Source organism: Nonomuraea sp. NPDC059023 (assembly GCF_042740095.1).
Classification (GTDB): Bacteria; Actinomycetota; Actinomycetes; order Streptosporangiales; family Streptosporangiaceae; genus Nonomuraea.
The window spans coordinates 116,932-140,465 of sequence record NZ_JBHYIO010000018.1 but is presented as its reverse complement, the minus strand read 5'-3'; the positions used below and the strand labels follow the sequence as shown (position 1 = coordinate 140,465).

Below are 23,534 nucleotides of genomic sequence, written 5' to 3'. Positions count from 1 at the left end.
TGCGAACGACAGCTTCGAAGGAGTGGTCCCATGATCTCCTGTCCTTCGGGACATCCGATCGACGGTGCCGAGGACGAGCCTCGAGCGCTGCGGCTGCTCATCGGCACCGACACCTACCCGCCCGACGTGAACGGCACGGCCGGCTCCGCCTACCGGCTGGCCCACGCCCTGGCCGCACGAGGGTACGACGTGCACATCGTGTGCCAGTCCGAGCACGGGCCGCCCCGGGTGGAGAGGGCGGGCGGCGTGACGATGCACCGGCTGCGGTCGGTACGCACGCGGGCGCGGCGGGCGAAACGCGTCACCGTGCCGCTCCTGCTCATGGGCACGCTCACGAAGTTGCTGCGGCGGATCGCCCCCGACGTGGTCCACGTGCACAGCCACTTCCTGGTCGGGCGCACGCTGATCAACGCGGCCCGCCAGTTGTGCGTGCCCGTGGTGGCCACCACCCATGTCACGCCGCCGATCCACCCGCCGCCCCGCGCGCCGTCGCCGGCGGGGCGGGGGTCCGTGGCGAGCAGCGCGGTGGACGATCTCGTGGGGGCCCTGGCCTGGCGCGATCTCGCCCGGGTGTTCGGGCGCGCGGACCACGTCGCGGTCCCCACCCGGGGCGCCGCGGAACTGCTCGCCGACAAGGGCCTCACCCGGCCGGTCGAGGCGGTGCCGTGCGGCGTCGACCTGAGCCGGTTCCGGCCGAGGGAGGAGCCGAAGACGTGGGCGCGCGCGAAACTCGGCCTGCCCGACCGGGAGACCGCCTTGTTCGTCGGCCCGCTGGACGCGGAGAAGCGGCTCGACGACCTGCTCCGCGCCCTCCGGTACGTGTGCCGGCAGGCGGACGCGCAGGTCGTCCTGGTGGGCGCCGGACCCGAGCGACCGCAGCTGACGCGGCTGGCGGACTCGCTCGGCGTCGGCCGCCGCACCCACTTCCTCGGGCACGTCGCGGAGGACGACCTGCACCTCGCCTACGCCTCTGCCGACGTGTTCGCCATGCCGAACGTCTCCGGCCTCGAGAGCGTCGCCACTCTTGAGGCGATGGCCAGCGGCCTGCCGGTCGTCGCGGCCGAGGCGAACGCGCTCACGCACCTCGTCCAGCAGGGCAAGACCGGATATCTCTACCGCACCGGCGAGGTACCGGTGTTCGCCCGCCTCCTCACGCGGGTGCTGACCGACTCCGAACTGGCGGCGACGATGGGCGGGATCGCCCGCGCCGTCGCGGTCACCCACGACCATCTGCGCTCGCTCGCCAGGTTCGAGGAGATCTACACCGGCCTCACCCAGACGTACGGCCGGCGCGTCCAGCAACTGGCCTAACCGGCTGTCTTGTCCGCCACCAGGACCCGGAAGGCCAGGCCGGGGACCTCGTGCCGGCGGCCGTTGGTGAACCCGGCCGCGGCCAGCATCCGCGTGTAGGACTGGACGGTGTGCACCTCGCCTTCGAACGTCCAGGTCAGCATCAGGATCGAGAACAGGTGCGGGGCCGGGTCCTCGGCGGGCGGCGCGTCCAGGGTGAAGCCGACCAGCACGATCTTGCCGTCGGGCTTGACCGCCGGGGCGAGCCTGCGCAGCAGCTCTCCCGCGCGCTCCTCGGAGAAGTGGTGCAGCACGTTCGTGACCAGGACCACGTCGTACGGCCCGCCGAGCGGCACCTCGAACATGTCGCCCGGCAGCCGGTGGACGCGCTCGCGTACCCCCATGCGCTCGGCGTGCTGCTCGGTCAGCGGGAGCACGTTGGGCCAGTCGAGCGCCCACATCCGCGCGTGCGGGTTGCGCTGGGTCAGCGTCAGTCCGTACATGCCGTGGCCGCAGGCCACGTCCAGCACGTCGAGGCTGTCCCGCCCGACCGCCCAGGGCTCCAGCGCGTCGGCGACGACCCGGGCCGTGGGGCGGGCCACCGCGACCGCGTAGGACGCGAAGTCCTCCCAGTACGCGTAGCCGGGGGTTTCGGCGTGGACCTCCATGACGGTCCCGCCGTGGCGTACGGCCTGGTCCAGCCGCTTGAGCGCGTCCCACTCCCAGTCGCTGGCCATGACGTGGACCATGTCGCCGAAGTACGCCGGGCTCTTGCTCACCAGGAACTGCTCGGCTCCGGCGAGCAGGGCGAAGCGGCCGTCGTTCTCCTCGGCCAGGCCGACGGCGGCGAGGGCGTTCAGCAGGATGCGCATGCCGCGCACGTCGCTGCCCAGGCGGCCCGCCACGGTCTCGGCGTCGGCCGGCCCCTCCTCCAGGCAGTCGAACACGCCCATCGAGACGCCCGTCCTGAGCAGGCTCGTCGTCTTGTACGCCTGCATCATGCCGAGCAGCGACTCGCGGGTGATGGATTTCTTGCCGGCGTTCATCGTCCCTCCCTGTCGTCGACGAGGTGGACGGGAGAGCCTCCCGGCTCGGCCTCCCATCGGTAGAACTCCCTGGCCATCGCATCCCGCGGAGAGCGCCAGGTCTGCGGGTCGTACGGCTCGATGAACTCCGTGAGCCGCTCGCTCAGCCGCCGGAACTCCGGGTGCCGGCGGATCTGGCTCATCGTGTGCTGGGCGTTCTCGCGTACCTCCATGAGCTGGAAGTACAGGCCGTGGAAGGAGAAGAGGCTGCGGCTCACGGCGCCGCCGAGCCGGGGCAGGTCGGTTTGGTCTGATTCGGCGAATAACCGGGCGACGTCCGCCTCGGCGGAGGGCCGGATGCGCGCGACGACCAGGATGCGTTCCATGCGGTTTCTCCTCGGCGTTTCGCTGACGGCCCTCGGCCGCGCGTCGGGCGGAAGCGGGGAACGGAAACCAGACAACGATCTGGCCGTCAGTCTGCATCGGCGGGCTAGCACGGGGCTCGAATCCACCTCGAGGACCTCGACCGCCCTTCGACCTGCCCTCTAGTCGCGGCCACGAGCATGGCAGGTGTCCGCAAGCTTTGGAGGCGGCATGTACCCCCCTTCCAGCACCCCGAAGCCGCGCGAAAGGCCGCGCTGGATCGTCACGCTGTTCCTGACCGACATGTGGGAGAGGTTCAGCTTCTTCGGGATGCAGGCGATCTTGATCTTGTTCGCGGTCGCCCCCGCGAGGGAGGGCGGGCTGGGCCTGCCGCACTCGACCGCGGTCGCCCTGTACGGCGCCTACGTGGGCCTGATCTTCGTGCTGTCCCTGCCCGGCGGCTGGCTCGGCGACCGGGTCCTGGGCGAGCACCGCGCGACGCTGTACGGCGGGATCGTCATCGCGCTGGGCCACTACCTGCTGATGCTGCCGGTCCGGCCCACCGCCTACCTCGGGCTGGTGACGATCGCCGTGGGCACCGGGCTGCTGAAGCCCAACATGCTGGCGCTGCTGGGGCGGTTCTACGGCCCCCACGAGAGCAACCGGCGCGAGGCCGCGCTCGTCGTCTTCTACGTCGGCATCCAGATCAGCGCGCTGCTCGCGCCCCTGGTCACCGGTTTCCTGGGCGAGCGCATGGACTGGCACCTCGGATTCGGGGCCGCCGGGCTCGGCATGACGTTAGGGGTGATCCAGTACGCCGCCGGCTCACGGAGGTTCGGCGGGATCGGCAGCGTCCCGGCGCAGCGGGCGAGCCGGGCCGAGCTGCGCACCGTGGCGGTCCGGGTGGCGGTGACCGGCGGCGTCATCGGCGTGCTGCTCGCGGCGGCCGTCCTGTCGGGCGGCTTCGCGATCACCCACGGGATCGCGCTCGTCGGGCTCGTCACCCTGCTCGCGCCGTTCGCCTACCTCGCGATCCTGCGCCGGCGGGCGCGGCTCAGCCGGGCCGAGAACCGCCGGTTGTCGGCGTTCCGGTGGATGCTGCTCGCGGTGGCGCTCTTCTGGATGTTCGTCATCCAGGCCGGCTCGACGCTCAGCCTGTTCGCGCAGCGGCACACCGCGCGCGAGGTGGGCGGCTTCCTGATCCCGGCGAGCTGGTTCCAGGCGGCCATCCCCTTGTTCATCCTCGTGACCGCGCCCGTCGCGGCCTGGTTCTGGACCCGCGGAGGCGGGCGCGTCGGCGTGGTGGACAAGATCGCTTTCGGGCACGGGCTGGCGGCGGTCGGCTTCACCGCGATCAGCGTGGCGGCCGTGCTGGCGGCGGGCGGGCCGGCCGTCTCGCCCGTGTGGCTGCTGTTCGTGCTGCTCACGCTGGCGGTCGGGGAGGTGATCCTCGGGCCGACGGTCATGAGCGCGACCGTGGACCTGGCCCCTTCCGCGTTCGCCGGCCGTACCATGGCGCTCTACTGGATGTTCGCGGGTGTCGGTGGCGGGCTCGGCAGCCTGCTCGGCCGGGTGGTCTCCGGTGGGGATCCGCAGCCCGGGTATTTTCTCGGGCTCGCCGTACTCGCGCTCGTGACGGCCGTGGGGTTCGCCGTCGCCAGGCGGCGGCTCGCGGCCGCGATGTCGCCCTCGGACGCGGTGGCCGTATCCTCGGCGGTGTCCTGACCTCACGCCAAATAATGCGCGAAAGAAAGACGAAAGCGGCAGTTTACCAGCATCGACTACAAAGGGTGAAGGGACCGCACTCCCCGGTAGGCAGAACCCCGATCGTGCCGACGCCGCTACGTGAGGAAACGATGCGACATGCGCTTTCAAGTGCTCGGAACCCTGGAGGTACTGGAAGGTACGCGGCGGTTGACCCCGAGCGCGCCGAAGCAGCGGACCGTGCTCGCGCTCCTGCTGTCCTCGGCGAACGAGGTCATGCCGACCGACGCGCTGGTCCAGGAACTCTGGGAGGGGCACCCGCCGGTGAGCGCGCCCACCACCCTGCAGACCTACGTCTACCAACTGCGCAAACTGCTGTCGCGGGGCGACCGGGAGGCCGACGGGCCGCGGCTCGTCACCAAACACGGCGCGTACCTGCTGGCCGTCGAGGACGACCTGCTGGACGCCGTCCGCTTCGAACGGCTCGTCCACGCCGCACGGCAGCACCTCAAGACGAACAAGCTCGAACCCGCCTCGGCGGCGCTGTGCCAGGCCCTCGGCCTCTGGCACGGATCGGCGCTCGCGGACGTGGTCACCGGGCCCCGGCTGGCGATCTACACGACCCGGCTGGAGGAGCTGCGCGTACACGCCACCAAGCTCAAGATCGAGGCTTGGCTGCGGATGGGCCGGCACCACGAGGTGATCGCCGAGCTCAAACAGCTCACCGCGGTCCACCCGCTCGACGAGTGGTTCCATCTGCGGCTGATGGAGGCGCTCTCGCTGGCCAGCCGGCGGCATGAGGCGCTGGAGGTCTATCACCGGCTTCGCTACATCCTGCGCGAGGAACTGGGCCTTGAGCCCGGCTCGGAGATGCAGGAGCTGCAGCGGACGGTGCTGGCCACCGGCCATGTACCCGGCCTAGGCCACGGCCCGCTGTCCGGGCGGCACGGGCCGGCGTCCACGCGAAAGGCCGACTGCGTCCTGTGAGCTCACGACCTCATGGCCACCATGAGGTCGGCGAGCGCCGTGGTGTGCCGGGCGTCACGAAAGCGCGGATCCGCCAGCACGTCCTGGAGGAAGCCGATCGTCGTGCGGATGCCGCGCCCCGTGACCTGGAACTCGCTCAGCGCACGCGCCATCCGGGCGATCGCCTGGTCACGATCGGGCGCCCACACGATGACCTTGGCCAGGAGGGAGTCGTACTCGGCGCCGATCGTGACGCCGTCGGCGCCGTGGGTGTCGACCCGGGTGAACGGTCCCCCGGGCGGCACGAAGCGCTCGACGACGCCCGGCGTCGGGAGGAACCCCCGCCCCGGGTCCTCGGTGTTCACCCGGCACTCGATCGCCACGCCGCGCGGCACCACGTCCTCCTGGCGGAGGGAGAGCGGGCGGCCGGCGGCGATCAGCAGTTGCTCCCTGACGACGTCGACCCCGGTGACCATCTCGGTCACGGGGTGCTCGACCTGGACCCGGCAGTTGGCCTCGATGAAGAAGTACCCGCCCGCGTCGTCGACCAGGAACTCGAACGTCCCTGCGCTCACGTAGCCCACGCGCCGTGCCAGGGCGAGCGCGGCCTCCCGGATGCGCCCGGCGAGCCCGGCCGCCAGTCCGGGCGCCGGGGACTCCTCGATCAGCTTCTGCCTGCGCCGCTGGACGGTGCAGTCGCGCTCGCCCAGGCTCACGAGGCCGCCGTGGAGGTCGCCCAGAACCTGGACCTCGATGTGGCGGGCGTGCTCGACGTACTTCTCGACGAAGACCCGCGCGTCGCCGAACACCGCCTGGGCGTTCGCCCTCGTCTCGGCGAACGCCCGCGGGAAGTCCCGCGCGTCGCCGACCACCGCCATGCCGCGGCCGCCGCCGCCGGCCACGGCCTTGATGATGACGGGGTATCCGATCGTGTCGGCGACCTCCTTGGCCTCCGGCCCGCTGTGGAGCGGGCGCGGGCTACCGGGAAGGACGGGCAGCCCCGCGGCGGCGGCGAGGTTGCGCGCCTGTGTCTTGTCCCCCAGGGAGGCGATCACCACCGGTGACGGGCCGATGAAGGCCAGCCCCTTCGACGCGCACATCTCGGCGAAGTCGGCGTCCTCGGACAGGAAGCCGTAGCCGGGGTGGACGGCCTGCGCCCCCGTGCTCAGCGCCGCCTCCAGGATCGCGGGCGGGTAGAGGTAGCTGCGCTTGGCCATCGCCGGTCCGATCTGCACCCGCTGGTCGGCCAGCCGCAGCGCGGGCGAGTCGCGGTCCGCCGTCGAGTGGATCATGATGACGCGGAGGCCGAGCTCGCGGCAGCTCCGGGCGATGCGCAGCGCTATCTCGCCCCGGTTGGCGATGAGGACCGACGAGAACATGGAGCCTCCAGGCGCGCGGTCGTCCTTCACGAGGTGGCGAGCGGGGCGACGGCGAACAGCTTCTGCCCGTACTCGACCGGCGTGCCGTCGGGCACGAGGATGTCGACGAGCCGGCCGGAGGTGTCGGCCTCGATGGGATTCATGAGCTTCATGGCCTCGAGGATTCCGATCTGCTGCCCCTTCTCGACCATGTCGCCGATACCGGCGAACGGCGCGGCCCCGGGCTCGGGCGCCAGGTAGAAGGTGCCCACCATCGGCGCGCACACGTGGTGCACGCCGGGTCCGCCGGGCGCCGGATGCACCTCGTCGGGTGCGCCGGGCGCCGGAGCCGGGGCGGGTGCCGGAGCCCCGGCGGCCTCCGGCCGTTCCAGCTCGACGACCGTGTCGCCGGACCGCAGCCGCACTCTGCGCATGCCACCGCCGACGGCGATGAGCTCGGCGGCGTGGTGGCACAGCTCGGCGATCAGCGCCCGTTCCATCGGGTCCGCCGCGCTCATCGTGGCCTCGCGTCGTACTGGCGGAACCGCTGGCGGCGCTCCGCGATCAGCTTGCGCGGCTCATGGATGGCCAGATCCTCGAACGCCTCGGACACCGCCGCCGCCAGCAGTCGCGCGGTCGCCGCCGGGTCCGCGTGGGCGCCCTCCCCCGGCTCGGGGATCACGCCGTCGACGATCCGGTGCCGCAGCAACTCGCGGGCGTCCAGGCGGAGCGCCTCGGCGGCCAGCGGCGCGGCCGCCGGGCTCTTCCACAGAATGGACGCGCACCCCTCGGGGCTGATCACCGAGTACACGGCGTTGGACAGCGCCAGGACACGGTTGGCGACGCCGAGCGCGAGCGCCCCTCCGCTGCCGCCCTCCCCGGTGACGACGGTGACGACCGGCACGGGCAGCGCCGACATCAGGCGCAGGTTCTCGGCGATCGCCCACGCCTGGCCCTCCTCCTCCGCCTCGATTCCGGGGTACGCCCCGGGCGTGTCGACCAGCGTGAGAATCGGATGTCCCAGCTTGGCGGCCAGCCGCATCAACCGGGCCGCCTTGCGGTATCCGGCCGGCGTGGGCATGCCGAAGTTGCGCTCGACACGCTCCCTGGTGGTGTGGCCCTTCTGGTGGCCGATGAAGACGATCGGCCTGCCGCCGAGCCGGGCGAGCCCGCCGACGACCGCCGGGCAGTCACCGCTCAGCCGGTCACCGTGCAGTTCCAAGAACTCCTCCAGCATGTAGCCGGCGTAGTCGAGCGTCGTGGGCCGGTCGGCGTGCCGGGCGAGCTGAACGGCCGTCCAGCCGTCTCTGACCGGCAGCCGTTCCGGCTGGAAGACGAGCTGGACCGGCTCGGCGGCGGGCGCGCGCTCGGCCGGCTTCCGCAGGGAGCAGAGGCGGGCGAGCGTGGATCGCAGCGCGGCGCGGGGCCGTACGTCGTCGATGAGCCCTTTCGCGCGCAGGAACTCCGCGGTCTGGAATCCGCTGGGCAGTTCCTGGCCGATCGTCTGCTCGATCACGCGCGGGCCGGCGAACCCGATGTGGGCGCCCGGCTCGGAGAGGATGACGTCGGGAAGCGTCGCGAAGGACGCGGCCACCCCGCCGTAGGTCGGATCGGTGATCACCGCGATGGTCAGAATCCCGGCCTCGTCGAGCTCGGCCAGGGCCTGGCTGGTCCTGGCCATCTGCATGAGCGACAGCGCGCCCTCCTGCATACGCGCGCCGCCCGAGGCCGTCACCAGCAGGAACGGCACCTGCTCCACCAGCGCGACCTCGGCCGCGGCGACGATGCGCGCTCCCACGCCGACGCCGAGGCTGCCGCCCATGAACCGGAAGTCCATGGCGGCGGCGACGGCCGCGTGGCCCTCGATCGTGCCGCGCACGCACAGCACGGCCTCGTCCATCCCGGTCTTCGCGCGCGCCTCGCGCAGCCGGTCGGGATACGGCCGGCTGTCGACGAACCCGAGCGGGTCTTCGAGGGTCGGCGGCGCCTCGATCGCCCGCACCGATCCGTCGTCGAAGATCTGCTCGATCCGCTGCCGGGCGGTGAGCCGGGTGTGCGACGCGCACCCCGGGCACACGCCGAGATCGCGGGTGAACCGCTTGCCGTACACGATCTCCCCGCACCGCGCGCAGCGGATCCATTCGGCGGCTTCGGCCGTGGGGGGAAAAGTGATGGTCATCGTCGCTCCTCCTTTTCCTCGCTCGACCACCCGTCGGCGAAGTTCGTCCGCCCGATCGCCTGCAAACCGGCCCATACGTGCCGCCCCACCGCGTGCATGATCCGCCGCGGGTCCCCGGGGCCCGGCCGTCCTTCAGAACTGGTCCACGACTTCATAGATCCCGTAGCCTTTGCCGCTGTCGTGGTACGACCGGAGCGCGGACGTCTGCCCCTTGTGCCACGTGCCCTGCTCCCAGGCGGTGAACTGCGACAGGCTCGTCCACTCGCTGAGCACGGCGAACTCGCTCGGCTCCCGCGCCGACTGCAGGAGCTGGCTGCTCAGCAGCCCCCCGGTGCCGCGCATCCCCAGGCTGACCCGCCGGTAGGCGTCGATCACAGAGCCTTCGTCGCCGGCGGCGGCCGCGTAGTAGACCAGGACGCGGACCGCGCCGCTCACCGGCCCGCCTCCGAGCGATCGCGGCCGAGGTCGTACACCACGTGCAGGGTCGTCATCGTGCCGTGCGAGCGGTAGGGGTGCAGCTTCTCGCGGTGCTCGACGTGCGCGTCGCTCTTCTCGAACACGCGGAACGCGGCCTCGCCGGCCCAGTCGCTCATGATGTAGTAGACGCCCTCTTCCTCGGCGCTCTTCGACAGCCACTGGCCGACGTTGGCCGGATTGCCGCCGACCACGTCCGCGACGGAGTACCAGACCCGCTCGAAGTCCTTCTCCTTGCCCGGGAGGATCTGCATTCTCAGCATCACCCGGAACACCTGCGCCTTGTCGCCCATCTCAGATCCCTCCGTCGACGTGGACGGTCTCGCCGGACATGTAGCGGGAGCGGTCGCTCGCCAGGAACAGCACGACGTCGGCGATCTCCTCCGGCTCGCCGAGCCGGCCGAGCGCGGTCATGGCACGGTAGCGCTGCTCCTGCTCAGGGCTGAGGCCCTCCGCGGCGTGGGTGGAGATGATCCCGGGGGCGATCACGTTGATCCTGATCCCGCGCGGGCCGAGTTCCTTGCACAGCGATCTGGCCAGGCCGAGGACTCCCGCCTTCGAGGCCGTGTAGTGCGTACGCAGGGGCACGCCGGCCATCGCCGCCTTGGAGCCGATCGCGACCACGGAGCCGCCCTCCGACATCAGCGGCAGCGCGCCGCGTATCACGAGGTACATGCCGGTGAGGTTGGTGTTCAGCACCCGCTGCCACTCGTCCAGTTCGAGCTGGGCGAACGGGATGTGGCTGATGGCGCCGGCGTTGTGCACGACGACGTCCAGCGTGCCGAGCCGCGTACGGCATTCGTCGATCAGCCTGACGACCTCGTCCGCCTTGCCCACGTCGGCCTGGACGACGCCGTGCTTGCCCGGTGTGGCGGACAGGTCTTTCTCCAGCCGCGCCGCCGCCTCGTTGTCGGCGCGGTAGCAGGCGACGACGTTGCAGCCCTCCTGGGCCAGGCTGAGCACGACCGAGCGGCCGATCCCTCTCGTGCCTCCGGTGACCAGGACGTTCTTGCCCTCAAGCCGAAAGCTCATGATGGTTCTCCTCTGGGTTCGCGGTTCAGAGCAGCGCGACTGCGGCTCCGGTGTTCAGCGTGAGAGCGAGTACGGCCAGCCCTGTCCGGGTCCTGTTCCACCGCGCCCACCGGCGGCGGAAGGCGTCCAGGTCCCAGCCGGGCGGCAGCGCGTCCGGATCCTGCGCCTTGACCCAGCGGTTCATCGGAACGTTCCGGGTGAGCGAGACGGCCACCACCGAGCCGGCCGCCAGGGCGGCGGCCGCGCACAGCAGCCGCCCCGCCGGGCGCGGCTCCGCCGCCGCGACGAGCACGTCGGCCAGGACGGTGACCATCAGGCAGGCGGGCTGGAACGGGTCGTAGCGCCCGACGGCGAACGCGTGGGCCCTGACGTAGTCGCCGGCCGTGAGCGTCATGTAGAACGGCACGACCCCCAGCACGGTGGCCATCAGCACGCCCGCGGAAAGGCCGTTGGCCAGCAGGGCCAGCGGTAGCGCCACCTCGGTCATGGCCGGCTCACGGCTTCCCGGCCCGCTGCGCCGCCCGCTCGACCTTCTCCTTGATCAGTTTCATCTGGCCGGGCGAGCTGCCGTTGATCCGGTCGGTCATCTGCTCCAGGTTCACCGGGGAGTCCGGCCTCATGCGGAAGTCCTGGATCCAGCGCATCTCCACGCCGCCGGGCACCTCCGCGTACTCCCAGTGCAGGTGCATGTACTCGAACCAGCCCAGCTCGGTGCGGTGCGCCTGCACCGTGCGCGTCCTGGCGTTGGCGGTACGCTCCGACACCCACGACCAGGCGTTGCCGTCCTTGTCGGGATGCATGGTGAGGCGGAAGCGGACCATGTCGCCCTCGCGGTGCAGGACCTCGGCCTTCGCGTACTCGCTGAAGAGGTCCGGCCACGACTCGACGTCGTTGGTCATGGTCCAGACCAGCTCCATCGGAGCCGCGATCACGATCGCGTTCTCGGTGTGTCCCCCGGCCATCGCTAGTTCACCGCCGCCCGCTCGTTGACGTAGTCGAGGACCGCGCGCGGCGTCTCCAGCGTGGCCGCCACCTCGTCCGGCACGATCACGCCCCAGTCCCGCTCCACGCGGCTGGCCATTTCGAGCACGGCCAGGGAGTCGTAGGCGAGGTCCTTGAACGTGGTGTCGATGATGTCGCCGTCGAGGTCGATCGACTCGTCCTCACCGGCGCTGAGCCGCATCAGGGATCGCAGGTCGTCGAGCGTGAGTTCTTTCATCGGTCTCCTCCTGTCGCGGAGCTGTTGGGTGCGCGCAGCACGAGCGCGGCGTTGAACCCGCCGTACCCGCGGGCGATGATCAGCGCGGAGCGCACCCGGCAGGGACGGGGTTCGTCCCTGACCAGGTCGATCTCGTAGTCCGGGACGAGCTCGGCCACGCCGACCGTCGGCGGCAGCACCGAGTCGCGCATGGCCAGCAGCGCGGTGGCCACGTCCAGGGACGGCCCGCCCGCGTACATCCGGCCGGTCATGGTCTTGGGCGCCGTCACCGGCACCCCGTGCGCGCCGAAGACGGCCGCGATCACCCCGGCCTCGGCCCGGTCGAGCTCCGGGGTGCCCGCGGCGTCGGCGAAGACCACGTCGACGTCCCCCGGCGTCAGGCCCGCCTCGGCGAGTGCCAGCTCGACGGCCCGGCGCAGTCCGGGCGGGCGTCCGGTGCACGGGGCCGGATCGAACGTGGCGGCGTGGCCGGCGATCACGCCGTAGACCTTCTCCGCTCCGCGCGCCCGGGCGCTCGCGGCGTCCTCGACGATGAGGATGGCTCCGCCCTCGCCGGCCACGTAGCCGTTGGCGCCGGTGTCGAAGGGCCGGTAGGCGAGCGCGGGATCGCCCTGGGTGCTCATCAGGCCGTTGGCGATCTGGCAGGTCAGGCCGTACGGGCTGAACGGGGCCTCGGTGCCGCCGCTCACGACCAGGCGGGCGCCGTCCTCCAGCAGCCGCCGGGCCTGCGCGAGCGACTCCAGGCCGCCGGCCTGCTCGGCGACCACGACCCCGCACGGGCCGCGCATGCCGTGCCGGATCGAGATCTGGCCGGTGGTCGCCGCGTAGAACCAGGCGATCGACTGGTAGGCGCCCACGTGCCTCGGGCCCTTGCTCCACAGCTCCTGGATCTCGCGCTGGCCGAACTCCACCCCGCCCGCCGAACTCGCCGTGACCACGCCCATCTCGTACTCGGGCAGGGCCGACGGGTCCACGCCCGCGTCGGCGAGCGCCATGTCGGTGGCCACCAGCGCCAGGTGGGTCCAGTGGTCGGTCTGCGGGATCAACCGGCCGGGCACGTGGCCGGCCGCGACGAAGTTCCCGATCTCCCCGGCCACGCGCACCGGGTAGGAACCGCTCTCGAATCGCCTGATCGTGCCGATCGCCCTCGTCCCGCTCAGCGTGGCGGACCAGTGCGCCTCCGCGCCGAGACCGGTGGGGGCGACGACACCGATCCCGGTGATCACGGGGGCGCTCGTCATGCGACCTCCAGTCCCGGCGCGGTCAGCACCATCGCCGTCTGGAAGCCGCCGAAGCCGCTGCCCACACTGAGCACCACGTCGACGGGCTGCTCGCGCGCCACGTGGGGCACGTAGTCGAGGTCGCACTCCGGGTCCGGCGTTTCGAGGTTGGCCGTCGGCGGCACCGTGCCGTGCTCGATCGCCAGCGCGCTGGCGGCCACCTCGATGGCCCCGATCGCGCCGAGCGAGTGCCCGACCATCGACTTGATCGAGCTGACCGGGGTCCGGTAGGCGTGCTCGCCCAGGCCGCGCTTGAACGCCGCCGTCTCGTGCCGGTCGTTCTGCTTGGTGCCGGAGCCGTGGGCGTTGATGTAGCCGACGGCGTCCGGGTTCAGCCTGGCCTGGTCGAGGGCGACCCGGATGGCCTCCGCCATCTCCCGGCCGTCCGGCTTCAACCCGGTCATGTGGTACGCGTTGCCGCGCGTGGCGTACCCGGCGATCTCGCAGTAGACGTGAGCCTCGCGGCGCCGGGCGCGTTCCAGGTCCTCCAGCACGAACACGGCCGCGCCCTCGCCCAGCACGAAGCCGTTACGCTCGCGGTCGAACGGGCGGGAGGCATGGGCCGGGTCGTCGTTCCTGGGCGAGGTCGCCTTGATCGCGTCGAAGCAGGCCACGGTGATGGGCGAGATCGGGGCGTCGGTCGCACCTGCCAGTACGACGTCCGCCGAGCCCTCGGCGACCAGCCGCGCCCCGTACCCGACGGCGTCGAGCCCCGAGGTGCAGCCGGTCGAGATGAGCGTGACCTGGCCCTCCGCGCCGCACGCCCAGGCGACCTCGGCGGCCAGCGAGCTCGGCACCAGGTGCCCGTACAGGTGCGGGACGCCGTAGGAGGAGTCGACGAGCCAGCCGCGGCCGGAGTCGCTGACGACCACGTACTCCTCTTCGAGGCTCATCGTGCACCCGACCGCGCTGCCCAGGGTCACACCGGTGCGCGCCGGCTCCAGGTCGGAAAAGCCGAGGCCGCTGTCGGCCAGCGCCTCCCGCGTGGAGACGACCGCGAACTGCGCGGCGCGGTCCATGCGGCGGATCTCGCGCGCGCTGAGCCCCTCCGCGGCCGGGTCGAAGTCGCATTCGGCCGCGATGCGCGACCGGAACGCCCCGGCGTCGAACATCGAGATCCTCCGCGTCGCGGTACGGCCGGCCGTCAGCAGTTCCCAGAACGCCTTGCGGCCCGTGCCGCCAGGAGCCACGACACCGATGCCGGTGAGGGCCACCCGCCTGCGGTTCATCTCTTCTCCCCCACGTTGAGCGAGGGCTCGGCGGGGCTGGGCAGCGGCTCGGTGTCGACGTGGCCGAGGTCCGGCCGCGGCGCGAGCGGGCCGAGGTGGAAGACGACCATGGCCTGCGCGTCGCCGGTGTTCTCGACCCGGTGCCGGACGTCGATGGGAATGTGGAGCGCCTCGCCCGGACCGAGCCGGACCGGTGTTCCGTCCACCACGACGGTCAGGTCGCCCCGGACGAGACAAAGGAACTCCTCCGAGTAAGGGTGGTAATGCTCGGACACGAACTCCCCCGGTTCCAGCGTGAGCATTCCCATGAATCCGGACGTCGCGCCCACGGTCGCGGGGCCGAGCAGAACGCGAATTTCACCGCCACGCCGCCGATTGGGTGTGATCTCACTGGCTACGATCTTGGCTGCCCGAGTAATCGTCATGTCGAAGCCTCCCCTTCAGGCGGACTCTGCTTGAAGCAGCATGACCGCGCCGGCTAGAGGAATACTCGAAGCCTGCTCAAGCCCTTCGGCAAATGGCGCCCGGCGCCATTCCCCCACCGATATTCGAGTCCGCCTCAAGGTGCCGGACGGATACTTCGGGTGGCGACAGAGGGAGGAGCGACATACGTGATGGCCCACATTCTCACCGCAGCCGTGCTGGTCACCAGCGGGCTCGCCGCCGGTGTGCTGTTCACCCACGCCGTCGGCGTGTGGCCGGCCCTGCAGGCGATGACACCGGAGCGCTACGTCGCCGCCCACAAGTTGCTTGGCCGCGCCTACGACCCCATGATGCCGATCATCGTCGGCGTCTCCACGGTTCTCGACATCAGTCTGGCCTTTATCACAGAAAACAGCCTGACCCAGAATCTGTTCATCGCCTCGGCCGTATGCCTGGTCGGCGTCGGCGCGGTTTCACAGACCAGGAACGTGCCGATCAACAGGCGGGTGAAATCACTCGACCCCCAGGCCATTCCAGTCGACTGGAAAGACCCGAGAAGCGCCTGGGGCAAATGGAACATGGTCCGGACGACATTCGCCGTGCTCGCCCTCGTGGGAAATGCCGCGGCGGCCGTCTCCGCGTTCTGAAATCAGATCTCGGCCGAGAGGATTCACATGTCCGCGACCGGCAGTGTGCGGGGCGCCGGCCTCGCCCCGCCCCGCGACCCCGCCCAGCGCAAGGCCGACGTGCTCGGCGAACTCGAGACGGCGAGGTACGCCTGGCTGGCGACCGGCGGCGAGTCCGGCGCCCACCTCGTCCCGCTCGGCTGCGTGTGGGACGGGGCCCGCCTGGTGATGGCCACGCGCCAGCAGCACGTGACCGTGCACAACCTGCGCCGGCGCGCCGAATGCCGCGTCGCGCTCGGCGATCCCACCGACGTCGTCCTCATCGACGGCACCGTGGAGATCACCGCGCACCGCGACCTGCCGCCCGACGCCCCGGGCGTGCTCGCGGACCTGCCGGTGAACCCCACCCGGGTTCCGGGCTGCGTCTATCTCTTCCTCACGCCCCGGCGCATCCTCGCCTGGCGGCACCGCGGCGAGATCCCCGGCCGCACCGTGATGACCCGCGGCCGCTGGGTCGTCTGACCCGCTCGAGAAGACCTCGGAGGAGCACAGATGCCTGAGGTGACGGTGCCGATCGGCGGCATCCCTCATTCGGCCCTGACCGACCCGTATCCCTTCTATGAGCTGTTGCGGGCGCAGGGCCGGGTCCACCACCTGGACACCCCCATCGGGCTGAAGGCGTGGTTCGTCCCGCACTACGAGGACGCCCGCCCGCTGCTCGGCGATCCCCGCTTCAGTAAGGCCGTGCACCACTCCGACGTGGTCAGGGAGGACGGGCAGAAGGCCGAGAGCTCGTTCGCCGACAACATGGTCAGCACCGACCCTCCCGAGCACACCCGGCTGCGCAAGCTGGTGCAGAAGGCGTTCACCCGCCGCCGGATCGAGCTCCTGCGCCCCCAGGTGGAGCGGTTCACCGGCGAGCTGCTCGACAAGATGGAGACGGCGGGCGAGGTGGAGCTCATGGAGGACTTCTCCTTCCCGCTGCCCATGATGGTCATCGGGGAACTCCTGGGACTGCCCCCGAATGACCTCGCCGACCTGCGCGAGAAGAGCATCTTCTGGTTCATGGAGGAGGAGTTCACCGGCAGCCCGGTCGACGTCTTCCGGGCGCGGCAGGCCGGCATCGGGGCGTACGTGCGCGACCTGATCGAGCGTCGGAGGGGCACCCCCAGCGACGACCTCATCCAGGGGCTGATCGAGGCCCGCGACGGCGAGAACCGGCTCTCGGAGCGGGAGCTCGTCGCGACGGTGATGCTGCTCATCTTCGCCGGCTTCCTGACCACCGTGAACCTGATCACCAACGGCATGTACGCGCTGGTGCGCAACCCCGGCCAGCAGGCCCTGCTCGCCGCGCGGCCCGACCTCATCGGCTCCGCCGTGGAGGAGTTCCTCCGCTACGACAGCTCGCTGGCCGTGATCGAAGGCCATGCCACAGAGGACATCGAGATCGCCGGAACCCTGATCCCGGCGCACTCCCTGATCATCGTCCCCGTGCACTCGGTCAACCGCGACCCGGAGGCGTTTCCCGACCCGCACCGGCTGGACATCACCCGCAACCCCAACCCGCACCTGGCCTTCAGCCACGGTGTGCACCACTGCCTGGGCGCGCCGCTGGCGAGGCTCGAAGCGCAGGTGGCCATCACCGCGCTGCTGCGCCGGTTCCCGAACATGACGCTCGCCTGCGATCCCGGCGAGGTGCGCTGGCACCGCGACTTCTTCCAGCGGTCCCTGCACGCGCTTCCCCTGCGGCTCAACCCCTGACCGTTTTCCTCTGGACCGTTGAGAAAGGACGCCGGATGTCCGCAACACCCCTTGTCAGGACAGCAACGGGATTCTTCCAGGCGCAGGCCCTGTTCGCCGGGATCGAGCTGGGGCTGTTCGCCCGCATCTGCGCCGCGCCGGCCACCGCCGTGGAGATCCAGCGCGAGTTCGGCCTGCATCCCAAGCTGACGAGCGACTACCTGGACGCGCTGGTCGCGATGGACCTGCTCGTTCGGAACGGCTCCGCGTACGGCGCGGCCCCCCTGACCGCGGCCTACCTCGACCCGCGCCGGCCCGAGTACATCGGCGGCTTCCTCGCCCACAACCAGCGCCGGCTCTACCCGGCCTGGGGCAAGCTGCCCGGCTTCCTGCGCTCCGGCGAGAGCCTGGTGCGGCAGCTGTCGGAAGCCGACTTCACCGATGGCCTGTACGCCGACCCCACGCGCACCCGCCACTTCGCCGACGCGATGGACGGCTACGCGGTGCTGCTCGGCCGCCCGCTGGCGGAGAAGTACGCGTGGGACACGGTCAAGTCCTTCACCGACCTCGGCGGCTGCCGGGGACTGCTCACCATGCGGCTGGCCGCCGCCCACCCGCACCTGCGCGGGGTGACCTTCGACCTGCCCCCGCTGGAGCCGCTCTTCGACGAGCTCATCGAGAGGGAGAGCGGTGCGAGCGACCTGCGTGACCGGGTCAGCTACCAGGCGGGCAGCTTCTTCACCGACGACCTGCCCGACACCCAGGTGTACATCTTCGGCCACGTGCTGCACGACTGGGTGGACGAGCGCCGCAGGGCGCTGGTGAACCGGGCGTTCGAGCAGTTGCCCCCGGGCGGCACGCTGCTGATCTACGACAGCATGATCGACGACGAGCGGCGCGACGCGGCCTTCGGACTCCTGATGAGCCTCAACATGGCGATGATCAGTGGATCCTCGGAGTACACGGCCGCCGAGGGCCTCGGCTGGTTGAGGGAGGCCGGCTTCGAGGTCCGGCGGCCGGTCGCGCTGAACGAGCTCAGCACCCTGCTCATCGGCGACAAGCCGCTCTGACGGCACCGCGGTCTCCGGTCGGGGCTTCAGGCGGCTCCGGCGGAGAAGGCGCGTTCCTTCAGCATCGGGATCCGCTGGGCGGTGCGCAGGAAGGTGCGGAAGCCCAGGCGGGCCAGCGGGCTCCTGGTGACGAACCGCCTGGCCGTCTTCAGGGAGTCGCGCACGGCGGCGAAGCCGTACTCGGTCATCTGTCTCTCATAGGCGGCGATCGCCGCGACGACGTCCTTCCCCTGCGCGGCGGTCAGTTCCCGGCACAGCAGCCGGGCGTCGCGCAGCGCGGTGTTGGCCCCGAGGCCCAGGTGCGGGGCCATGGTGTGGATGGCGTCGCCGAGCAGCGTGACGTTCGTGGCGGCCCACGGCCCCGTCGGTACGGCACTGCGGATCGGCAGCAGCGACACCGTCTCCGGCGGGGTCAGGTCGATCATCCGGAGCAGGTCCGGGTGCCAGTTGCCGATCATACCGGTGACGAGGTCGCGGATCTCGGCGCCCGGCAGTTCGGCGGCGTCCGCGGGGAACTGCCGGGTTTCCGCGCCGAAGGCCCACAGGATGTAGCTGCTGGTGTTGTCGTGCATCGCGCCCTCGCGCTCGCTGGCTCCGATGCCACCGGGCAGCACGACCGGATCGCCGCCGAAGTCGTGGGGCGCGCAGAACATCGAGTAGCCCCTGGCCGGGACGATGTTGGTCAGGCCCTCGTACAGGTGGGCGGGGATGAGCCGCTTCGTCTCCTCGGTGAGCGGGAACTTGCCGGCGACGCGGGTGATGCCGGTGTCGATGCGCTCGGCCTGCGGAAGGTACTGCTGCCGCACCCGTGAGCCGCTGCCGTCGGCGGCCACCAGGACGTCGGTCGTCTCTGTGGAGCCGTCCGCGAAGTGCAGCGTGATCCGGCCGTCGGCCCCGCGCTCGTAGCGCTCGAACGTCCGGCCGAAGCGCACCACCTCGTCCAGGCCGGTGAGGAGGATCTGGCGCAGGGTGATCCGGCTGACCGAGTGGTGGTCGCGCCAGTTGGCGTCGCGCTCGCCGGCCTCCAGCTTGATCAGCGGCCGCAGCCGCTCGGTCATGAACACGAAGTCGAGCCCGCCCCTGCCGGTGGTGGCCAGGAACGCCTGCCACAACTCGGGGGACATGCACGCGCGCAGCGCCTGGGCGCCGAGGGGGTTGATGTGCAGCCGGTAGCCCTGGAGGCGGTTGGCCGGTGTGCGGTCTCGCTCGTACACGGTGACGTCGACGCCCGCGTTGTGCAGGCCCTGAGCCAGGCAGAGCCCGCCCACCCCGGCGCCGACGACTGCTACGTGGAAGGTCATGCTTCCCCGTCCCGACGATCATCCATTCGGATGACTGTCTCAACCAAACGTATGGATACTTAGAAGGTAACCCGGATCCTCGTACGCGGCAATCGCTTTCATCGGCGACGACCACCTTCGTGCCGTTGACGGTCTCGACGCCCGCCACTCGCCCTGACCAGCCATCACCCGCGACCGCGCCGGGCAATATTTACGTTTTCTTGACGCCTTGATCGCGCGGCATCGACCTTCGGGCTCAGTAGCGTGCATTCGTCTGACATGCCGCAAAAGTGGAGGTGGCCCGGTGGCCGGCGCTGTCCGGGAGCGTACGATGCGGCAATGGCTGCTGAAGGGGCTCAAACGCCCCGAAGGGCTGAGCAGCGCACCCCATGAGGAGGAAACGCCCGAACACCAGCATTCCTGGTGGCAGGTCATGTGCCTGACCGGCGTCGACTACTTCTCCACGCTGGGCTACCAGCCCGGCATCGCCGCCCTGGCCGCCGGCGCGCTGAGCCCCATCGCGACGCTCGTCCTGGTGGCGCTGACGCTCTTCGGCGCCCTGCCGACCTACCGGGCGGTGGCCGAGCAGAGCCCGCACGGGCTCGGGTCGCTGTCGATGCTGGAGCGGCTCCTGCCGGGCTGGCGCGGCAAGCTGCTGGTGCTGTTCCTGCTCGGGTTCGTGGCCACCGCCTTCATCGTCACCATCACCCTGTCGGCGGCCGACGCCACCGCGCACATCCTGCACAATCCGTTCGTGCCGGAGTTCCTGGCGAGCTGGCAGGTTCCCGTCACGCTGGTGCTGATCGCCGCGCTCGGCGGGGTGTTCCTGGCGGGATTCAGTGAGGCGATCTCCATCGCCGTCGTGCTGGTGGCCGTCTACCTGCTGCTCAACGTGGTCGTGGTGGGCTCGGCCGTCCAGCATGTGCTCACGGCGCCGGAGAAGGTGACCGGCTGGCAGAACGCGCTGAGCACCGACTACGCCAGCCCGCTCGCCATGGTCGCGGTCGCGCTGTACGTGATGCCGAAACTCGCCCTGGGCCTGTCCGGCTTCGAGACCGGCGTGGCCGTCATGCCGCTGGTCAAGGGTGACGTCGCCGAGCGGGTCAAGGGCGCGCGCAAGCTGCTGACCACGGCCGCGCTCATCATGAGCGTCTTCCTGATCACCTCCAGCTTCGCCACCACCGTGCTCATCCCGCCCGCGGAGTTCGCCGAGGGCGGCGCGGCCAACGGCCGGGCCCTGGCCTACCTCGCCCACCTGTACCTGGGCGACTGGTTCGGCACCGCCTACGACCTGTCCACCATCGCCATCCTGTGGTTCGCCGGAGCCTCCGCGCTGGCGGGCCTGCTCAACATCGTGCCGCGCTATCTCCCCCGGTACGGCATGGCCCCCGACTGGACCCGGGCCTCACGCCCGATGGTCCTGGTCTTCACCGCCATAGCGTTCGTCATCACCATGGTCTTCGACGCCGAAGTCGAGACCCAGGGCGGCGCCTACGCCACCGGCGTCCTGGCCCTCATCCTGTCCGCGGCCGTCGCCGTCACGCTCTCGGCCTGGACCGCACGCCGTACCCGGCCCGCCCTGTTCTTCGGCTTCGTCACCCTGGTCTTCGCCTACGCCACCGTCGCCAACATCATCGAACGTCCCGACGGGCTCGTCATCGCCCTGCTGTTCGTGCTGGCCATCGTGGTCGTCTCCCTCATCTCGCGGGCCACCCGCTCCACCGAACTGCGCGTCACCCGCATCTCCCTGGACGACGCGGCCCGCCGCTTCATCAACGAGGCGGCCGAGCTCTACCTCATCGCCAACGAACCCCATGGCAGGGACGCCAAGGAGTACGTCGACAAGGCCCGCGAAGCATGGGAACTGCACCGCCTGCGCACCAGCGAGGGACTCCTCTTCCTGGAGGTCACCGTCCCGGACGCCTCCGAGTTCGCCGGGGAACTCCGCGTCACCGGCGAGGAACGCCACGGCTTCCGCATCCTGCGCATGCACAGCACCACCGTCGCCAACTCCATCGCCGCCCTGCTGCTGCACCTGCGCGACCAGACGGGCAAGACCCCGCACGTCTACTTCCACTGGGCCGCCGAAGGCAACCCCATCGGCGCCCTGCTGCGCTATCTCGTCTTCGGCGGCGGCGACATCCCGCCTCTGACCCGCGAAGTCCTCCGCCAGGCCGAACCCGACCCCGACCGCCGCCCCGTCGTCCACGTCGGCTGACCTCCGTGGTCAGTACGGCTGGGCGGGGCGGGCGGCGTGGTGGCAGGCGGCGAAGTGGTCGCCGACCGGTTCCAGGACGGGTTCCCGGCTCGAGCACTCGTCGGTGGCCTTCCAGCAGCGGGTGTGAAAGCGGCATCCGGGCGGCGGCGCGACCGGGCTGGGCGGGTCGCCGCCGAGCATGATGCGCTGACGTCCCCGCAACGACGGCCGGGGCACCGGCGCGGCGGACAGCAGGGCGCTGGTGTAGGGGTGCGCCGGCGTGCCGTACACCTTGGCGGCGGGCCCGATCTCGGCCACGCGGCCGAGGTACATCACGCCGACGCGGTGCGAGACGTGCCTGACGACGGCGAGGTCGTGGGCGATGAAGACCAGCGCCACGCCGAGGGTGCGCTGGAGCTCGGCGAGGAGGTTCACGACCTGCGCCTGGACGGACATGTCGAGCGCGGAGACCGGCTCGTCGCAGACGATGACGTCGGGCTCTGTGGCCAGTGCGCGGGCGATGCCGATGCGCTGACGCTGGCCGCCGGAGAACTCGTGGGGGAAACGGTTCATGCGGTCGGGGTCCAGGCCGACGAGGTCGAGCAGCTCGCCGACCCGCGCCCGCCTGCCGGAGGCGCCGCCGGCCAGCCGGTGCACCTGCAGAGGCTCGGCGACCAGGTCCTGGACGGTCATGCGCGGGTTGAGCGAGGTGAGCGGGTCCTGGAAGACCATCTGGACGCTGCGCCGCACGTCGCGGGCGGGGAAGGGGCGGCCACGGAAGGTGACCTCGCCGCTGTCGGGCTTCTCCAGCCCGACGAGCATCCTGGCCAGCGTGGACTTGCCGCATCCCGACTCGCCGACGATACCGAACGTCTCACCGGCGTGCAGCTCCAGGCTCACCCCCGACACCGCGCGTACGGCGCCGCCCTTGGACAGCAGGCCGCCGCGGTAGGTCTTGTGCAGGTTCACCGCGCGCAGCACGGGCTCAGCCGACATCGAGCAGCTCCTTGGTGTGGTGACAGGCGGCGGCCCGGCCGGAGCCGCCGTCCAGGAGGGTGAGTTCCGGGCGGGTCCCGGTGCACAGCGCGGTGACCCGGTCGCAGCGGGGGGCGAAGGCGCAGCCGGCGGGCAGTGAGGACGGGCTGGGCGGCTGGCCGGGGATGGCGCGCAGCTCGCTGGCGGGGCGTTCAAGGTCGGGGATGGCGCCGAGCAGGGCCCGGGTGTAGGGGTGCGCGGGCCGTTCGAACAGCTCGTAGACGTCGCCGGTCTCCACGATCCGCCCGGCGTACATGACCGCGACGCGGTCGCTGACCTCCGCGGCCACGCCGAGGTCGTGGGTGATGAGCAGGACGGCGGTGCCGAGCTCGCGGCGCAGCCGTTCGATGAGCTCCAGGATCTGCGCCTGGACGGTCACGTCGAGGGCGGTGGTGGGCTCGTCGGCGATGATCAGGTCGGGTTCGAGGGCGACGGCCATGGCGATGAGGATGCGCTGGCGCATACCGCCGGAGAACTGGTGGGGGTAGTCGTCGATCCGCTTGCCGGGGGCGGGGATGCCGACGAGCTCCAGCATTTCGATCGAGCGTGCCCTGGCTTCGGCGCGTGTGGCGCCGACGTGGACCCGGAACAGCTCGCCGAGCTGGTCACCGATGCTCAGGACGGGGTTGAGCGCGGACAGCGCGTCCTGGAAGACCATCGTCATGTCGTTGCCGCGCAGCGCGCGCCGCCGCTCGGCGCTCATGGTCAGCAGGTCGTGCTCGCCGAGGCGGGCCACCCGCGAGCCGACCTGGACCCCGGGGTGGTCGAGCAACCCCATGATCGCCTTGGCCGTGACGGATTTTCCCGATCCGGACTCGCCCAGCAGGGCGAGGGTCTGGCCGCGCTCGATCACCAGGTCGACGCCGCGCACCGCGGGGAGCAGGCGTCCCGAGGCGGTGAACGTGACCTGGAGGTCACGCACCTCAAGAACCGTGTCGCTCACAACGCCTCCCCTATCCAGTGACGGAACTTTGCATCACCCTGATGCTTCATGCCTGAAAACACCTTCAGTATTGACCTGTATGAATGATTCTGGCAAGCTCC

The 23,534-nt window shown here is 70.9% G+C and carries 25 protein-coding genes; 8 read left to right on the top strand and 17 right to left on the bottom strand.

Going from position 1 to position 23,534, the window contains the following annotated elements; all coding sequences use genetic code 11:
- Window positions 1-30 precede the first annotated feature (30 nt).
- Window positions 31-1,311, top strand: a complete 1,281-nt coding sequence (locus ACFWYW_RS29235) for a glycosyltransferase (protein ID WP_379616027.1) — start codon at window positions 31-33, stop codon at window positions 1,309-1,311.
- Here the strand turns inward: ACFWYW_RS29235 and ACFWYW_RS29230 are convergent.
- Together ACFWYW_RS29230 and ACFWYW_RS29225 are read right to left on the bottom strand one after the other, a co-directional pair.
- Window positions 1,308-2,336, bottom strand: a complete 1,029-nt coding sequence (locus tag ACFWYW_RS29230) for a methyltransferase (protein ID WP_379616025.1) — start codon at window positions 2,334-2,336, stop codon at window positions 1,308-1,310. The two genes, ACFWYW_RS29235 and ACFWYW_RS29230, sit on opposite strands and share 4 nt — an antisense overlap.
- On the bottom strand, window positions 2,333-2,701 hold the full coding sequence (locus ACFWYW_RS29225) for a TcmI family type II polyketide cyclase (protein ID WP_379616023.1): 369 nt from the start codon (window positions 2,699-2,701) through the stop codon (window positions 2,333-2,335). Before ACFWYW_RS29225 ends, ACFWYW_RS29230 begins: the two co-directional genes overlap by 4 nt.
- A gap of 208 nt (window positions 2,702-2,909) precedes the next feature.
- Here ACFWYW_RS29225 and ACFWYW_RS29220 point away from each other — a divergent pair, with 208 nt between their 5' ends.
- Complete coding sequence (locus tag ACFWYW_RS29220) at window positions 2,910-4,403, top strand: peptide MFS transporter (protein WP_379616021.1); 1,494 nt, start codon at window positions 2,910-2,912, stop codon at window positions 4,401-4,403.
- 138 nt (window positions 4,404-4,541) lie between these two features.
- Window positions 4,542-5,369 carry a BTAD domain-containing putative transcriptional regulator gene (locus ACFWYW_RS29215; RefSeq protein WP_379616019.1) on the top strand — a complete coding sequence of 276 codons (828 nt, stop codon included), beginning with the start codon at window positions 4,542-4,544 and terminating at the stop codon, window positions 5,367-5,369.
- A gap of 2 nt (window positions 5,370-5,371) precedes the next feature.
- On the opposite strand, the gene ACFWYW_RS29210 is transcribed toward ACFWYW_RS29215, so the two are convergent.
- From ACFWYW_RS29210 to ACFWYW_RS29155, 12 genes are all read right to left on the bottom strand, one after another.
- Window positions 5,372-6,727, bottom strand: coding sequence for an acetyl/propionyl/methylcrotonyl-CoA carboxylase subunit alpha (locus ACFWYW_RS29210; RefSeq protein ID WP_379616017.1), 1,356 nt, complete (start codon window positions 6,725-6,727; stop codon window positions 5,372-5,374).
- Window positions 6,728-6,753: 26 nt separating this feature from the next.
- The gene (locus ACFWYW_RS29205; RefSeq protein WP_379616015.1) at window positions 6,754-7,224 is read right to left on the bottom strand and encodes an acetyl-CoA carboxylase biotin carboxyl carrier protein; all 471 of its coding nucleotides are present in this window, start codon (window positions 7,222-7,224) and stop codon (window positions 6,754-6,756) included.
- Window positions 7,221-8,885, bottom strand: coding sequence for an acetyl-CoA carboxylase carboxyltransferase subunit alpha (locus tag ACFWYW_RS29200; protein WP_379616013.1), 1,665 nt, complete (start codon window positions 8,883-8,885; stop codon window positions 7,221-7,223). The genes ACFWYW_RS29205 and ACFWYW_RS29200 overlap by 4 nt, the downstream gene beginning before the upstream one ends.
- Before the next feature lie 132 nt (window positions 8,886-9,017).
- Window positions 9,018-9,320: an antibiotic biosynthesis monooxygenase family protein gene (locus ACFWYW_RS29195; RefSeq protein WP_379616011.1), complete on the bottom strand. Its 303-nt coding sequence runs from the start codon at window positions 9,318-9,320 to the stop codon at window positions 9,018-9,020.
- Window positions 9,317-9,652: an antibiotic biosynthesis monooxygenase family protein gene (locus ACFWYW_RS29190; protein WP_379616009.1), complete on the bottom strand. Its 336-nt coding sequence runs from the start codon at window positions 9,650-9,652 to the stop codon at window positions 9,317-9,319. Before ACFWYW_RS29190 ends, ACFWYW_RS29195 begins: the two co-directional genes overlap by 4 nt.
- A 1-nt stretch (window position 9,653) precedes the next feature.
- The gene (locus ACFWYW_RS29185; protein WP_379616006.1) at window positions 9,654-10,391 is read right to left on the bottom strand and encodes an SDR family NAD(P)-dependent oxidoreductase; all 738 of its coding nucleotides are present in this window, start codon (window positions 10,389-10,391) and stop codon (window positions 9,654-9,656) included.
- Between the two features lie 25 nt (window positions 10,392-10,416).
- The gene (locus ACFWYW_RS29180) at window positions 10,417-10,878 is read right to left on the bottom strand and encodes an anthrone oxygenase family protein (RefSeq protein ID WP_379616004.1); all 462 of its coding nucleotides are present in this window, start codon (window positions 10,876-10,878) and stop codon (window positions 10,417-10,419) included.
- A gap of 7 nt (window positions 10,879-10,885) precedes the next feature.
- Window positions 10,886-11,353 (bottom strand): SRPBCC family protein, encoded by a 468-nt coding sequence (locus ACFWYW_RS29175; RefSeq protein ID WP_379616002.1) that lies wholly within the window; start codon window positions 11,351-11,353, stop codon window positions 10,886-10,888.
- A 2-nt stretch (window positions 11,354-11,355) separates the two neighbouring features.
- Window positions 11,356-11,610: a phosphopantetheine-binding protein gene (locus tag ACFWYW_RS29170; protein ID WP_379616000.1), complete on the bottom strand. Its 255-nt coding sequence runs from the start codon at window positions 11,608-11,610 to the stop codon at window positions 11,356-11,358.
- Window positions 11,607-12,851, bottom strand: coding sequence for a ketosynthase chain-length factor (locus ACFWYW_RS29165; protein WP_379615998.1), 1,245 nt, complete (start codon window positions 12,849-12,851; stop codon window positions 11,607-11,609). Before ACFWYW_RS29165 ends, ACFWYW_RS29170 begins: the two co-directional genes overlap by 4 nt.
- Window positions 12,848-14,119: a beta-ketoacyl-[acyl-carrier-protein] synthase family protein gene (locus ACFWYW_RS29160; protein ID WP_379615996.1), complete on the bottom strand. Its 1,272-nt coding sequence runs from the start codon at window positions 14,117-14,119 to the stop codon at window positions 12,848-12,850. Before ACFWYW_RS29160 ends, ACFWYW_RS29165 begins: the two co-directional genes overlap by 4 nt.
- Complete coding sequence (locus ACFWYW_RS29155) at window positions 14,116-14,427, bottom strand: cupin domain-containing protein (protein ID WP_379615994.1); 312 nt, start codon at window positions 14,425-14,427, stop codon at window positions 14,116-14,118. The genes ACFWYW_RS29160 and ACFWYW_RS29155 overlap by 4 nt, the downstream gene beginning before the upstream one ends.
- A gap of 306 nt (window positions 14,428-14,733) precedes the next feature.
- Between ACFWYW_RS29155 and ACFWYW_RS29150 the strand changes: the two genes are divergently transcribed.
- The 4 genes from ACFWYW_RS29150 to ACFWYW_RS29135 are packed head-to-tail and all read left to right on the top strand — an operon-like array spanning window position 14,734 to window position 17,978.
- Window positions 14,734-15,189 (top strand): DUF1772 domain-containing protein, encoded by a 456-nt coding sequence (locus tag ACFWYW_RS29150; RefSeq protein ID WP_379615992.1) that lies wholly within the window; start codon window positions 14,734-14,736, stop codon window positions 15,187-15,189.
- Between the two features lie 27 nt (window positions 15,190-15,216).
- Window positions 15,217-15,690, top strand: coding sequence for a pyridoxamine 5'-phosphate oxidase family protein (locus ACFWYW_RS29145; RefSeq protein WP_379615990.1), 474 nt, complete (start codon window positions 15,217-15,219; stop codon window positions 15,688-15,690).
- Between the two features lie 30 nt (window positions 15,691-15,720).
- Window positions 15,721-16,929, top strand: a complete 1,209-nt coding sequence (locus ACFWYW_RS29140; RefSeq protein WP_379615989.1) for a cytochrome P450 — start codon at window positions 15,721-15,723, stop codon at window positions 16,927-16,929.
- A 35-nt stretch (window positions 16,930-16,964) separates the two neighbouring features.
- Window positions 16,965-17,978, top strand: a complete 1,014-nt coding sequence (locus ACFWYW_RS29135) for a methyltransferase (RefSeq protein WP_379615988.1) — start codon at window positions 16,965-16,967, stop codon at window positions 17,976-17,978.
- A 26-nt stretch (window positions 17,979-18,004) separates the two neighbouring features.
- Here the strand turns inward: ACFWYW_RS29135 and ACFWYW_RS29130 are convergent, their stop codons facing one another.
- Window positions 18,005-19,279 (bottom strand): FAD-dependent oxidoreductase, encoded by a 1,275-nt coding sequence (locus ACFWYW_RS29130; protein ID WP_379615987.1) that lies wholly within the window; start codon window positions 19,277-19,279, stop codon window positions 18,005-18,007.
- A gap of 310 nt (window positions 19,280-19,589) precedes the next feature.
- Here ACFWYW_RS29130 and ACFWYW_RS29125 point away from each other — a divergent pair, with 310 nt between their 5' ends.
- The gene (locus ACFWYW_RS29125; RefSeq protein ID WP_379615986.1) at window positions 19,590-21,476 is read left to right on the top strand and encodes an amino acid transporter; all 1,887 of its coding nucleotides are present in this window, start codon (window positions 19,590-19,592) and stop codon (window positions 21,474-21,476) included.
- A gap of 9 nt (window positions 21,477-21,485) precedes the next feature.
- Here the strand turns inward: ACFWYW_RS29125 and ACFWYW_RS29120 are convergent, their stop codons facing one another.
- Window positions 21,486-22,451, bottom strand: a complete 966-nt coding sequence (locus ACFWYW_RS29120; protein WP_379615985.1) for an ABC transporter ATP-binding protein — start codon at window positions 22,449-22,451, stop codon at window positions 21,486-21,488.
- Entirely contained in the window at window positions 22,441-23,433 is a 993-nt protein-coding gene (locus tag ACFWYW_RS29115; RefSeq protein WP_379615984.1) for an ABC transporter ATP-binding protein, read from the bottom strand. Before ACFWYW_RS29115 ends, ACFWYW_RS29120 begins: the two co-directional genes overlap by 11 nt.
- Window positions 23,434-23,534: the final 101 nt, after the last annotated feature.

Bases quoted from the DNA above. Each gene is read 5' to 3' on its own strand.
- ACFWYW_RS29145 (WP_379615990.1), top strand. From the start codon at position 15,217: ATGTCCGCGACCGGCAGTGTGCGGGGCGCCGGCCTCGCCCCGCCCCGC.
- ACFWYW_RS29175 (WP_379616002.1), bottom strand. From the start codon at position 11,353: ATGGCCGGGGGACACACCGAGAACGCGATCGTGATCGCGGCTCCGATG.
- ACFWYW_RS29200 (WP_379616013.1), bottom strand. From the start codon at position 8,885: ATGACCATCACTTTTCCCCCCACGGCCGAAGCCGCCGAATGGATCCGC.
- ACFWYW_RS29135 (WP_379615988.1), top strand. From the start codon at position 16,965: ATGTCCGCAACACCCCTTGTCAGGACAGCAACGGGATTCTTCCAGGCG.
- ACFWYW_RS29215 (WP_379616019.1), top strand. From the start codon at position 4,542: ATGCGCTTTCAAGTGCTCGGAACCCTGGAGGTACTGGAAGGTACGCGG.
- ACFWYW_RS29180 (WP_379616004.1), bottom strand. From the start codon at position 10,878: ATGACCGAGGTGGCGCTACCGCTGGCCCTGCTGGCCAACGGCCTTTCC.
- ACFWYW_RS29225 (WP_379616023.1), bottom strand. From the start codon at position 2,701: ATGGAACGCATCCTGGTCGTCGCGCGCATCCGGCCCTCCGCCGAGGCG.
- ACFWYW_RS29150 (WP_379615992.1), top strand. From the start codon at position 14,734: ATGGCCCACATTCTCACCGCAGCCGTGCTGGTCACCAGCGGGCTCGCC.
- ACFWYW_RS29165 (WP_379615998.1), bottom strand. From the start codon at position 12,851: ATGACGAGCGCCCCCGTGATCACCGGGATCGGTGTCGTCGCCCCCACC.
- ACFWYW_RS29140 (WP_379615989.1), top strand. From the start codon at position 15,721: ATGCCTGAGGTGACGGTGCCGATCGGCGGCATCCCTCATTCGGCCCTG.
- ACFWYW_RS29120 (WP_379615985.1), bottom strand. From the start codon at position 22,451: ATGTCGGCTGAGCCCGTGCTGCGCGCGGTGAACCTGCACAAGACCTAC.
- ACFWYW_RS29170 (WP_379616000.1), bottom strand. From the start codon at position 11,610: ATGAAAGAACTCACGCTCGACGACCTGCGATCCCTGATGCGGCTCAGC.
- ACFWYW_RS29230 (WP_379616025.1), bottom strand. From the start codon at position 2,336: ATGAACGCCGGCAAGAAATCCATCACCCGCGAGTCGCTGCTCGGCATG.
- ACFWYW_RS29210 (WP_379616017.1), bottom strand. From the start codon at position 6,727: ATGTTCTCGTCGGTCCTCATCGCCAACCGGGGCGAGATAGCGCTGCGC.
- ACFWYW_RS29220 (WP_379616021.1), top strand. From the start codon at position 2,910: ATGTACCCCCCTTCCAGCACCCCGAAGCCGCGCGAAAGGCCGCGCTGG.
- ACFWYW_RS29130 (WP_379615987.1), bottom strand. From the start codon at position 19,279: ATGACCTTCCACGTAGCAGTCGTCGGCGCCGGGGTGGGCGGGCTCTGC.
- ACFWYW_RS29160 (WP_379615996.1), bottom strand. From the start codon at position 14,119: ATGAACCGCAGGCGGGTGGCCCTCACCGGCATCGGTGTCGTGGCTCCT.
- ACFWYW_RS29185 (WP_379616006.1), bottom strand. From the start codon at position 10,391: ATGAGCTTTCGGCTTGAGGGCAAGAACGTCCTGGTCACCGGAGGCACG.
- ACFWYW_RS29205 (WP_379616015.1), bottom strand. From the start codon at position 7,224: ATGAGCGCGGCGGACCCGATGGAACGGGCGCTGATCGCCGAGCTGTGC.
- ACFWYW_RS29155 (WP_379615994.1), bottom strand. From the start codon at position 14,427: ATGGGAATGCTCACGCTGGAACCGGGGGAGTTCGTGTCCGAGCATTAC.
- ACFWYW_RS29235 (WP_379616027.1), top strand. From the start codon at position 31: ATGATCTCCTGTCCTTCGGGACATCCGATCGACGGTGCCGAGGACGAG.
- ACFWYW_RS29125 (WP_379615986.1), top strand. From the start codon at position 19,590: ATGCGGCAATGGCTGCTGAAGGGGCTCAAACGCCCCGAAGGGCTGAGC.
- ACFWYW_RS29190 (WP_379616009.1), bottom strand. From the start codon at position 9,652: ATGGGCGACAAGGCGCAGGTGTTCCGGGTGATGCTGAGAATGCAGATC.